This is a genomic window from Spartinivicinus marinus (genome assembly GCF_026309355.1).
Taxonomy (GTDB): domain Bacteria; phylum Pseudomonadota; class Gammaproteobacteria; order Pseudomonadales; family Zooshikellaceae; genus Spartinivicinus; species Spartinivicinus marinus.
Map to the genome: position 1 here is coordinate 106933 of NZ_JAPJZK010000002.1, position 11459 is coordinate 118391.

The following is an 11459-nucleotide window of genomic DNA, read 5'->3' on the forward strand; positions in this document are numbered from 1 at the left end:
AATTAACATCCCTAAATTAAGTTACACTTGCTTTAATTGTAATCGTTTTTTTTGACTAACACCATGCAGCCTGTAGGCTACAACAGGTACTGTCTTATCCCAACACGCTCGGCACTTTTGACACGTCCCATGTTGCTGAGAAGCAGGACAAATATAGACACCTTCAATCGCATGGATAGTCTCATCATCAATAATGATAGATCCATGTTCTTCGTTATATTCACCGACAATAGAGTCACTGGAATAACGAACGCAAACATTTTGCAATTGGTTAAGCTGCTCAAGGTATGTCCGTATTTTTGGAAATTTGTGAGACCGAGTAGGAATCCAGTGGCTTACCCAAGGTGTTCTTTGGCAAACCACTAGAATTTTCTTGGCCAGTTCAGGATGAAAAATGTCGCCTGAATCAAACCATCTAAAAAAACGGTCATTATCAAGCGCTTCCACCATATCACTCACCCAGTCGTCTCGTTTCCAATCGATATAATTGTTCTGTCGAGTTGCTTTAACAGAGCCAAACCTATATCGGCCTTTACTCGCATAACATACTTTACAAGCGTCTACTGTGTTACCATGATTATCTTTAGAACCGGGACAGGTATTAATCGCTTCTAATGACCAGCTTTTAATATTACCCAGTTTCTTAACAACAGATAATTTGATCATATAAATACAATCTCAAATACAACAGGCACTGCGAAACAGCGTCACCCTCAACCATTGAGCCTATATGGTGACTTTTTCTACTTAGGGTGTTAACGATTTAAGGTACTCATGCCACTCTTGTCGTGCCGTTTTTTATACGCTTGCTTGCGTTTATGTTTATACGCCAATACTTCAGTATTGCTGGGAATTGACATATAACCATCAAAACGCACTTTGCTGTAATCATTATCAGCTAACATAATTGCCGCCTCAAAATCCAGCACAAGAGATGGACTTGACTCTGTATCAACTAAAAAAACCGGTATATTTTGCTCACCCTGTCTTTTCTCGATACTCACCTTATCACCCCATGAAAGTTCGCATTCCTGATACCAAGCTAACGCTTCCGCATAGGCATTAAACTCAAATACATAAAGTTCGTCGTCACTGTAACTATAAGCTTTAACAGCAAAGTACATAATCGATTACCTTTATTGGGATAAAATAGCACTCAGCCGGATACGACTGAGTAAAATTCAGTCGGGCCGCTGATAGCAGAACGCTAACAGAGCCCGACTAAAAGAATGAAGGTAAATTCATACCACTCATTAGTTGATTAAAGGAATAACTCGTCAGGAAAATGACCTTTCAAACAACACACTGCATAATAAATCCGTTCTTTCCAGGTTAATTTTTCCTGTTCTAACGGTCTATGCTGATTATTTAAAATATCATGTGACCTATAACACGTTTCCATACCACAGAAACTAAGCGTTTCATTCAGAACATCGGCTTGCAGTCTGGCTTGTTCCCAGCCTTCAACTCGCTCTGTTCCTACATAAAAACAAGGTACTTCATAAGGTCCAGTCATTTTTAACAATCTTTTTGTGTCTCCTGAAGACAACACAATCTCATTGTATGCCGTTAATGCATCTGAGTAATTTTCATAAAAACAATTATGACACTTATACTCTTCATCATTTAAGACATGTAAGACCTGATACATAATCACTACCCTTTTTTAGGCAAATAGAATTGAGTAGAAAAACTACTGAATTAGGAAAAGTCACCAACAACACAAGGTTATTAGTGGCTCACAATAATTAGCTAACAGGCAATACCTGAACGCTATAGACAAAAAATAATGGCAAAGAGATTTATAGAAGATAATCCTTTCAACAGAATAACTCTGCAGGTAAATGTCCTTTTAGAACCCACTTGATCAAGTACAACCTTCTTGACCAAGACATCCTAGAACTCTTTTTATACAGTTCATTTTTCTCTTTGTTTAGAAGAGTATGCACTTTATATCGAGTTACCATATGGCTAAAAACAGCGCCTGCATTTCTAGACTTCTCTAATTGCCTCGCTTTATCCCAGCCTTCAACACGTTTAGAACCAACATAAAAAACGGGTACTTCGTGTGGCTGCTCCACTTCTATCAGTTGTTTTATATCACCTGGGGATAGGAATATTTCGTGATACATAGTTAAAGCATCGCTTAAATCTTCAAACTCATATTCCCAATGCTTCCCACGATAAAACTCATCCTGACAAACAAGATACATAGTAAATACCTTTACAATCAATAATGATTGAATGAGGACAGTAAGCCACTAACAACACACGGTTATTAGTGGCTCACAATAATTAGCTAACAGGCAATACCTGAAGGCTATAGACAAAAAATAATGACAATATTACGCCATTGTTTTCATAGTCTGTGGGACTAATTGAATATATCGTTCATAACGAAATTCGTTATCAACCTGACGAAACGCCTGGTCAGGTCTGATATCATTAATAGTGGACTTATCATCTTTCACAAGATTTAGAGCCATTACTAACAGGTCCAGTGGTTGTGAATCAGAAACAACCCCTTCTCCTTTAATACAAACCAAATGCTCGTCAATGGATAAATCAATACTTCCTTCGACTAGTTTTTGGTTTACCTCAGTCACAATCGCTTTTAATAAAGTGGCTTGATGACTAGGTAGTTTGCCTGAAAAATAAATCCAACCGGATAGTTCAACAAAATACATACTAATTTCCAAATCAATACAGAAACTGCATACGCAATTGCACCCTCGAAATTGAGTCTGTTGGTGCATGGGTGCTGGGAATCCAGCGGGTACTTGTGAGACAGCACAAGCAACTGATGGAAATCAGCCAACATTCGTTGAATGATAGGAATAAACCACTATGACCTCGCATGGTAGTTTATTGCTATAATTCAACTGACGTATGAATAGTTGTAACTAACGGCTACAAATTTTGATAAAAGGAATAAGCGCCAGGACGGTTTTACAACAATATAGGTAAAACATTTGGCAAAGAAATAGAATAAGCGTAAAAGTGATTAACACTTTACGGGGAGTTGGAATAAATCAATTTTTGGAAGAAGAGCTATCTTTAAATAGCTTTGTTTTTTACTGTTTGAATTATTTTAAACCATCACTACTAAAAGTCAACGTCCTAAATACACCGCCGTAATTTGTTCACGACTATGCCCCAATTCATGGGTAATGACCTGCCGTGCTAATTGGTCCCGCATTTTTTCTTCGGGGGTTAACTCCTTGCTACTCTTTCCACCGGCTGCCGGTGGCACCATTCCCGTTAACTCAATATAGCGTTCTTGAGCATAATGGTGGCGTAAGCCGTGCATTTTTGAAAATCCAGCATTTTGGGTCAACCGTTCATAAGAACGTAAGTGTTGCCGGTAAGATTTATTTGCTGGAATCATCGAGCTAGAACCGGCATAAGCCTGTACTCTTTTTAGCACATCCCGTTGGTAATCATTGCGAATGGGGATATTTCTTGGGCGGCCCCCCTTTGTCCATGAATCCTTTAGCCGAATGTGATCGGCTTGAATGGCGAAAGAAGGTGTAAATTTTAAGCACTCTTCACGACGCAGCCCAAAGGCACGCTGTAATTCTAATGACAGCTTAATTCCCATGTCTTTAATTGTATTGAGCTTGTCACTGTCTAATGTTTGCGCTTTTGATTCATTGGTGACATAAACCCGTTTATCAATACCATAACTGTCGTTACTTCTTGCAATGACGGCTGCTTTATTCACTTTTTGCGCCCACCACCGTAAACTCGACATTCGGTCTTTGATTGTACTTACTTGTAAGTCTTCCTCTTTCCAACGGTTTACCAGCGCTTCAACATGCTTTGGTTTTATTGAGCTGGCATTCATTTTTCTAAAGCCCATCTCATGTAACTGGCTAGCGACTAGTTGTAGGGTATGATGACGCTTGCTTTGCGTGGAATAGGAGCCATCTCGATTGCGATCACATAGTTGTTTTAGTTCAAAATTCAGTTTTTTCATGGTAACTGGCCAATAGACTTAACTGACTGCAACATTTCATTCCAGTCCATGTCATGCACTGGTGGTTTATCCCAAGAGATTGAACACCACCCCTCATTTAATTCCTTTAACTGCTGATAGTACCCCTCCCCTTCTTTATCATTATCGTAAGCGGCAATTAATAGAGCCCCTTTTGGCATCTTTTTAATCGCTGCCTGAATCAGTGATTTTTGGTTTGGATTTAATTTGCCCCCCGTTGACAAGTAACGGCGGTCTTCTGATGGTCGGCACTCAAAATGAGATAAGGCATCAATGGCTGATTCTGCAATCACCAAGCCCTTGTCTGATTTTTTACAGTGACTAACCCAGAGGGATTTAGTCCCTGCTGATGAAAACCCGGTAAATTTCCGATTTTTAATTTCATACCCTGTCACCCCTGATTGATCAAAATGGGGAAACACGGCATTTGCATAAGTATCTTGGCGAATGCGGCCAAAAAATCGGGGATGGCCAAGCGTCGCAGGCGATAGCAATCGCGCTTTGATTAAATAAGGTGACGTGGCGGTTATGGGCATTTTATTTAATGCTTGTACCACAGCCGCGATATCTTTGGTGATGGGTTGAACATCAGATACATAATGAGTCATTGGTACATTACCCATCCATTGTCGTAAATGACAACGCACATGCCCCAAGGAACTGCCTTGGCGGTGCTGAATAAAATCGATAATAGAGCCATTATCGGATTCATCACGAACACTGAAATACACCCAGTGTTGGTCTCTGTCACGGGTAACAATTAACTTGTCGTCACTCGCCTTATGGCGCATGACTATCGAATTCTTGCAACTTTCATGTCTATCAATGACATAGCCTTCAAAAGCCATGTATTCAGTCAAATTGATAGCGGTTTTAAAATGTTCTAATTCAGCATCCACTGAAATAATCTTTTTTCCTACTGCCCGTTTCTAGCCTAATACGTCTTGCAATGGCGTGCGACATTTCGCTAAGTGTTTACGCCCACATTGTAACCGTAGTTAGCAATGTTAACTCAAAGAGTTAAATGGACTTGGGACGCCAACCCCCGTAATAGGCATACCTAGATCACTAGGTCTTTCAAGCTTCTACTGTGTAGATAACGATTGAAAGTCATGTTTGAACGGTAAGTAATGTTTAGCTTGCAAACATTTTTGCTAAATAGGATTTAACGACTAACGGTGCATTTTCTTCCTTACATGCATTCACAACTAAGGCTGAAACTACGGCTGTTATGTCAGGTTTATATCCTTCCAGTTCTTTCCTCATTCTCTTTTGTAGTGCTAGTACTTCATCGAATGCATCATTCATCATCCTGACTTTTTTAAGGTCATCTGGATCTCTTTCTAGCTTTTCTAGTACTCCATTTTTATACGAATAGATTTCTCCATCTTCTAGTTCCTCTAAGGCTGCTTGGTCATCTATATCTACAACATTGCTCATGGGTTGTTTCCTTTTGGTTATTGTCCATTCACATTCTCACTATTAACGATTGATCATGGTTATGGGTTAGTTTGCACTTCAGTTGTTTCCTTTTTTTCCTCATTTCAGTGATTGCTAGTAGTTTCATTCAGTGACTTTCCATTTTTCTAATAACCCACCTTGACTGGTTGGGCACCAGACTTCAGTTAGCGTCTGAAGCAAGACATCGCTGTCAGTGAGTGGCAGGGGTACCGTCTGTTAACGTCCGAGGCGAGACGTAGTTGCTAATGATTCGCAACTAATTGCTTCTCTTTATCGTCTGAAGCAGTGGACGCCGTTGCTATAAAACCAGCAACTATGGGTGCTCCCGTTATAGTCCGAAGCAAGACTTTTCCACTCGACTAACAGACCTCAGTTATCGTCTGAGGCAAGACGTTGCTGCCAGCGGGTAGCAGGGGTACCGTCTGTTAACGTCCGAGGCGAGACGTAGTTGCTCAATGACTCTCACAACTAATTACTTCCCTTTATCGTCTGAAGTAGGACGCCGTTGCTATAAAAGCCAGCAACTATGGGTGCTCCCGTTATAGTCCGAAGCAAGACTTTTCTACCTACGCTGACAGCTATGGGAACCTCAGTTTAGCGTCTGAGGTGCACGACAAGAGCCTTCATTCTAGTCTGAAAAATAGTCTATTTCAATTGAATAGTTTGGCCATAGTTTGAAAAAAATGGCTCTTCTGCAGAGCCAACGAGACGCGCAGCGCCTCGTCTCTACACCACTTCGTTTCGTAGAGACGAGGCTTATATCTTCTAAATTATGCAAATGAAAATTACTACCCTTGCATGCTTATTGAGTATTTATTCAATTCAATCAATTGATGTCATAAACTATCAATATATATTGTACATATATTGAATTATATACATTATACATAAGAAATATATTGTATATATATTGAATCATACAACAGTACATTCAATTACAATTAAAAATAGGTTGATATTAAGTAAATTTATATTGTATTATAATTTTATACATACAATTTATATTGTCTGTATATTGTAATACACACACAATTAAGGAAATACAATGTCAAAGAAAATTGAAATAGGTGCAGACCTAGGTTGTGCAGGTAAGAAATTTGCTTGGGTTGAAAATGACAAGTTTGTTGAGTTTTGTAGGAGGTCTCTTGTTAAAGCAGGTAAATCAACAATTTCATTTTCTCGCGATACAGCTGCAACATCACTACTTGCAGGTGGTGAAGAATGGACTGTTACACCAGGCATGACAGATAGTGAAGATACAAGGTATGAAAGTTACCCATATTCACCTCATAATCTTGCACTAACATATATATCTCTTTTAGAGGCTGGTTTTTCTGACCCAGAGTTAGAAATTGAGATTTGCTGTAGCTTGCCACTAAATCACTACTTTACTTCAACTGGTATTAATAAGGTTAATATTGAGAGGAAGAAGAAGCAGTTTGATATTGAGGTAAAAAATAAATCTGGAAACCCTCTACCAAAACTTGTTTGCAAACTAATCACACCAGAAGCTTTAGCTGGATTTTATGATATTTGTTTCAATGTTAAAGGGGAGCGTGTACTTACACCTTCGCAACCGATAGGCGTTGCAGATATTGGGGGAAGAACAACCGACTCAGCTATTATTTTACCAGATATGAGCCTTGTGCCAGAAGCAACCGGTACAATCCCTCTTGGATATCTAGATATTATTGACCAACTAAATCAAATTCTAAACCAGAGATATAATACAGGTAAAATTGACACATACCTGCTTGAACAAGTAATGCAGTCTGATGATAAAAAAGTTTCTTTTTTCATGGACCAAGAACCAGTAGATATATCAGAGGAAATTGAACAAGCTCATAAGTATATTGCTAACAAAATTATGAGAGAGATTGACAAAAAATTATTATCAGCAAACAGGTCTCTTGGTGGCATTTGTTATTTTGGTGGTTCAGCTCAAGCGATGAGAGATGAACTTTTAAAAACCCAAAACTCCTTTATTCCAGAAAAACCTCAAGGCAGCAACGCAAGGGGTAATAAAATTATTCTATCATTAGAGCAGAATAACACTAAGGCTAAAGGAGAGAAGTAATGGCTGAGCGACGACTAACTCTACTTCTTGATGATCAACAGGATAAAGATATACTTGAGGCTTTTGATAATGCAGGAAAAGGGGTAACTAAACTTGGTCGTCGCAGGCTTAATATAGCCTACTTAATTGAAGAGGCTGGTGTTTTTGACCAACTTGAATTTCTAATGAAACAGGGTATACATAAAAAGGCCAGTGCTTTTGAAGTTCTTGAAAAAGCTATTCAAATTACAAAGATGATCCAAGACACTAGTGAAACTTCTAGTCCAAGTAATGGGAACTCTATCACGAATCAAGTAGGAAAGAGCATAGATACTTCTAAGGTTGAATCAACATCAGTTGAAAAAACTGATGTCCAAACCACAGAAAGCAATTCTGCTGATAGTGTTATCCCAGGATGGTTAGGAGGTAGTAGCTGACATTTCTAAACTTACGCTTGCGTAAGTTTTTTTCTTATATGTGTATTTTTTATTCAAAGAAAACTCTTATTTCTTACGCATGCGTAATTTTCAGCTTATACTAAACCTGTAGTAGGCATCTTTCTATGCCAGTGTAGTAAGCTAATACACCTTCTTCTTGAAAAAAAGTTACGCATGCGTAACTTTTCTATTTGCCACCTTAGGGGCTAGTCCAACAATGATTACCAAAGTTATTAGTATTACAAACCAGAAGGGAGGCGTTGGTAAAACAACAATCACTATACAGAAAGCTTTTTATCTAACTGATATGGGTAAAAAAGTGCTAGTGGTTGATTTAGATGGACAGGGTAACACATCATCTCGACTAGGAAGAATTACCCCTGGAAAAGAACCTGTTAGGTTTACAGGTACAAAAACTAGTGAGCTATTTGATTCTGATTTAGATCAAATAGAAGTCACTCAATGTGCATATGGAATGGATCTTATACACTCACTTGAAAATGATATAGACTTATACGAGCTTGAAGCTGAAAGCCTTGAGAAAGCAATAACTTTTACAAAGAAGCTAAACTCTATTAAAGAAAAATATGACTATATATTAATTGATTGTCCACCTTCTCTAGGCAGAAAACTCGTTGCTGCACTGTCAATATCAACCCATATCGTTATACCAATTCAACTTTCAGGTTTTTCAACTAATGGTGTGAGGGGCTTGTTTGACTCCATAATTCAAGTAAAAAATACTCTTAACCCAACCTTGGAGGTAACAGGTATTATTATCAATGGGATGAATAACCGGTCAAAAACACATAAAGAATCTCTTTCAAAACTTGAAGAAATTGTTCCAGACTTAATTTTTAAAAATAGAATCGTTAATCGTGCTCCAATTGATAGTGCAACTGACTTAGGTGTCCCTGTTTGGAAAATAAAAAGTGGTGCTGCACGAGTAGCAGCAAAAGAGATTAAATCTGTTATTAAAGAAATTTTAGATCGAGTACAATCAAAATGAGTGGAATTTCCTCTTTACACGACCTGAAGGAATTATCAGGAAAAGCCAAAAGCGACTCTACTTCTGGGAAATTTTTAAAAGTACCTACCAACCAACTTGAACCCAAGGATCAGGTAAGAAAAAACTTTAAAAATATAGATAAACTTGGGCAAACAATTGAAGAAGAAGGGTTCATACAACCTATTATTGTTTCTCCTCTGAATGAAAGAGGGAAGTATACCATTCAAAAAGGTGAAAGGAGGTGGAGAGCAGCTTGTCTAAAGAAAATTAATGAAGTAGATATAATAATTAAAGAACGTCCAGATTCAGAATTAGATGAAACAGCTGGCGAGTTGATTGAGAACATTCAACGTGAGAACTTAACCCCACTAGAAATTGCTAATGCTTTAAATAAATTTAAGAGTGAAGGGTGGAAGCAAAAGCGTATTGCAGAAAGAATTGGCAAAACAGAGAGGTATGTATCAAGTCATTTAGCACTTTTAAATATTCCAGAGTGCATTAAAAATCTTCATGATGAAGAAGTAACTACAGATATAGAAATACTAAATTCTTTACGTCAAATATATGACTATGACATTAAAACTTGTAAAGAGCTTTGCAAAAAGGCTGTTGAAAACGGTATCACAAGATCAATATGCCGTTCGACACTTAAACAACTTAAATCTCCCATAAGTAACAACTCTGAAACTTCATATAAGAAAACTTCAGCATTAACAAATGGCTCTGCAGAAAAAAGCACACAAGCTGATGAAGAAAAATTTGACAACACCTCATTATCTATAAACATACCAAATGAACCAAGTGAGATGATGTCTAAAGATGCAAAGTCAATTTTTGAACAGAACAAATCTTCTTCTGAAAATTACAAACAAGGATGGAAAGCTGTTGATTCAAACAAGCAAAAGATTATTGTAACAGTCAATGAAGAACTCACGGCACTTCTGCTCAAAGACCGAATAGATGAAGACAAAAACTTTGGGTGGGTTGAAGAGCTAAATACCAAGAAGATAAGAAGAGTTCGGCTATCAGAGTTAACTATCAAGGAGATATCAATTTAAATATACTTAATAACAATACAAATTGAGGTATATTGTAATATTATCAATGTATATTCAATATATATTGAATATAATCAATATTACAATCAACTTAAATTGATCAATTTATTAGGTTGATTTACTGAGCTGTAATAGATAATAATGAAACTGTGTGTATTACAACGGGCTCAGCCCATTGTAAAAGCACGAAGGCTACAAAGTAGCCTTCGTGCTTATCATGGTTATTCACTTCTCTCAAAACCATACATCTCTTCAATTGACTCATCCCACCAGTCTCTATCTAGTTGAGAAGAAATTTTATTTTTATAACCTGCGTAATCATCCTTAATTGCCATATGCAAGTATGGTCCAGGCTTTTCTACATCTCCAAATGTCATTTTCTCAACTAAATAATCAATATTTGCTGAAATTAATCCATCAGAATAGAAGCCTTCTTCAACTGATTTTACATACGTTTTATATAAATTTGGAGGCATTAGCAGCTCAAGAACTTCTTTCCAATTTAAACAATCTTGTATTTGCTCAACAGAGATAGAAGCCTGTTTTCTATTTTTTAACTTTAAATTTGGATCAACATTTTTCATATTATGCGAAATAGTAAAACCTATTTTACCTATAGGCTTTCCTACTCTAATAGCTTCATATTCAAACTGTATATCAGTTTGTTCAAGAAGCTCCTTTTGAGCTAAATCTAGTACTTTTGTTTTAAAATTTGAAAACCGTCCTTTGTATTTTTTTTCTATCCCCAACATTTTTTTTAGTTCATCCAGCTCAATTTCAACATATTTATGATTTAGTTTATTATTATTAATTGTCCCAAACTGCTTCCTTAAGATTTCATATATACGGATTGAATGAGAAGATGTTAATGATTGAATTTGATTCCGCTGGTATTGAGTAAAATTTCCATATAAATTGATTATATACGGTTGAATATCATCATGGAAAATAAACTCTACCTGCTGCTTAGTCTTATTATATTTAGTAGAATGAAACATATTAATGTTTTCATAACTTGGCTCACCATCCTTAATATCATCAATTTCCAATATAGTAAACGTAACTGACTGAATTTCCTTTGTGATTTTTTTCAATTCTTTATATAAATACTGCTTACTAACACCAACTAGTTTTGCTAACTCTACAGTGGGTAATGTAAATGTAGGTAGTTTTTTTCCATCTTCCAGTTTCATCCTTGGGTCAACTTTACCTATTAATGCAGCAATTATCTTTTGAGCAGCTGCAGTTAACTTATAATGGGCTTCAACTAGTTCATTCCTCTTTACAACCCAGTCAACAACATTGCTATCACTCTTAGCTATACTTTTTCCCACCTCACACCCCTTTATAGCGCATTTTAACTACTTATTATAAATAAATTTATATACAATGTAGTTATATTAGCAGCCTACCCCAACTATAACAACTACTTTTTATGATT

Annotated in this window: 13 protein-coding genes; 4 read left to right on the forward strand and 9 right to left on the reverse strand. The window is 37.0% G+C overall.

The features are described 5' to 3' along the window. Window positions 1-21 precede the first annotated feature (21 nt). The 8 genes from OQE68_RS28770 to OQE68_RS28805 all read right to left on the reverse strand — a co-directional run bounded on the left by OQE68_RS28770 (window position 22) and on the right by OQE68_RS28805 (window position 5437). Complete coding sequence (locus OQE68_RS28770; RefSeq protein WP_180569859.1) at window positions 22-666, reverse strand: GP88 family protein; 645 nt, start codon at window positions 664-666, stop codon at window positions 22-24. An 89-nt stretch (window positions 667-755) separates the two neighbouring features. Continuing rightward, window positions 756-1124 (reverse strand): hypothetical protein, encoded by a 369-nt coding sequence (locus OQE68_RS28775; protein ID WP_180569860.1) that lies wholly within the window; start codon window positions 1122-1124, stop codon window positions 756-758. 137 nt (window positions 1125-1261) lie between these two features. Further along, a complete protein-coding gene (locus OQE68_RS28780; RefSeq protein ID WP_180569861.1) occupies window positions 1262-1651 on the reverse strand; it encodes a hypothetical protein in 390 nt (129 codons plus the stop codon). 169 nt (window positions 1652-1820) lie between these two features. Then, the gene (locus OQE68_RS28785; RefSeq protein ID WP_180569862.1) at window positions 1821-2213 is read right to left on the reverse strand and encodes a hypothetical protein; all 393 of its coding nucleotides are present in this window, start codon (window positions 2211-2213) and stop codon (window positions 1821-1823) included. A 132-nt stretch (window positions 2214-2345) separates the two neighbouring features. Then, on the reverse strand, window positions 2346-2687 hold the full coding sequence (locus tag OQE68_RS28790) for a hypothetical protein (RefSeq protein WP_180569863.1): 342 nt from the start codon (window positions 2685-2687) through the stop codon (window positions 2346-2348). 425 nt (window positions 2688-3112) lie between these two features. Continuing rightward, a complete protein-coding gene (locus tag OQE68_RS28795; protein ID WP_180569864.1) occupies window positions 3113-3979 on the reverse strand; it encodes a phage integrase N-terminal domain-containing protein in 867 nt (288 codons plus the stop codon). After that, window positions 3976-4896, reverse strand: coding sequence for a DUF3991 domain-containing protein (locus OQE68_RS31080; RefSeq protein ID WP_180569865.1), 921 nt, complete (start codon window positions 4894-4896; stop codon window positions 3976-3978). The genes OQE68_RS28795 and OQE68_RS31080 overlap by 4 nt, the downstream gene beginning before the upstream one ends. Window positions 4897-5131: 235 nt before the next feature. Beyond that, window positions 5132-5437: a hypothetical protein gene (locus OQE68_RS28805; RefSeq protein ID WP_180569866.1), complete on the reverse strand. Its 306-nt coding sequence runs from the start codon at window positions 5435-5437 to the stop codon at window positions 5132-5134. A gap of 1066 nt (window positions 5438-6503) precedes the next feature. On the opposite strand from OQE68_RS28805, the gene parM reads away from it, so the two are divergent. The 4 genes from parM to OQE68_RS28825 all read left to right on the forward strand — a co-directional run bounded on the left by parM (window position 6504) and on the right by OQE68_RS28825 (window position 10018). Continuing rightward, entirely contained in the window at window positions 6504-7535 is a 1032-nt protein-coding gene (parM, locus tag OQE68_RS28810; protein ID WP_180569867.1) for a ParM/StbA family protein, read from the forward strand. Further along, a complete protein-coding gene (locus OQE68_RS28815; protein ID WP_180569868.1) occupies window positions 7535-7951 on the forward strand; it encodes a hypothetical protein in 417 nt (138 codons plus the stop codon). The genes parM and OQE68_RS28815 overlap by 1 nt, the downstream gene beginning before the upstream one ends. A gap of 217 nt (window positions 7952-8168) precedes the next feature. Next, window positions 8169-8960, forward strand: coding sequence for a ParA family protein (locus OQE68_RS28820; protein WP_219340121.1), 792 nt, complete (start codon window positions 8169-8171; stop codon window positions 8958-8960). Further along, window positions 8957-10018, forward strand: coding sequence for a ParB/RepB/Spo0J family partition protein (locus OQE68_RS28825; protein ID WP_180569869.1), 1062 nt, complete (start codon window positions 8957-8959; stop codon window positions 10016-10018). Before OQE68_RS28820 ends, OQE68_RS28825 begins: the two co-directional genes overlap by 4 nt. Before the next feature lie 221 nt (window positions 10019-10239). Here the strand turns inward: OQE68_RS28825 and OQE68_RS28830 are convergent, their stop codons facing one another. Beyond that, the gene (locus OQE68_RS28830) at window positions 10240-11352 is read right to left on the reverse strand and encodes a replication initiation protein (protein WP_180569870.1); all 1113 of its coding nucleotides are present in this window, start codon (window positions 11350-11352) and stop codon (window positions 10240-10242) included. Between the last annotated feature and the right edge of the window lie 107 nt (window positions 11353-11459).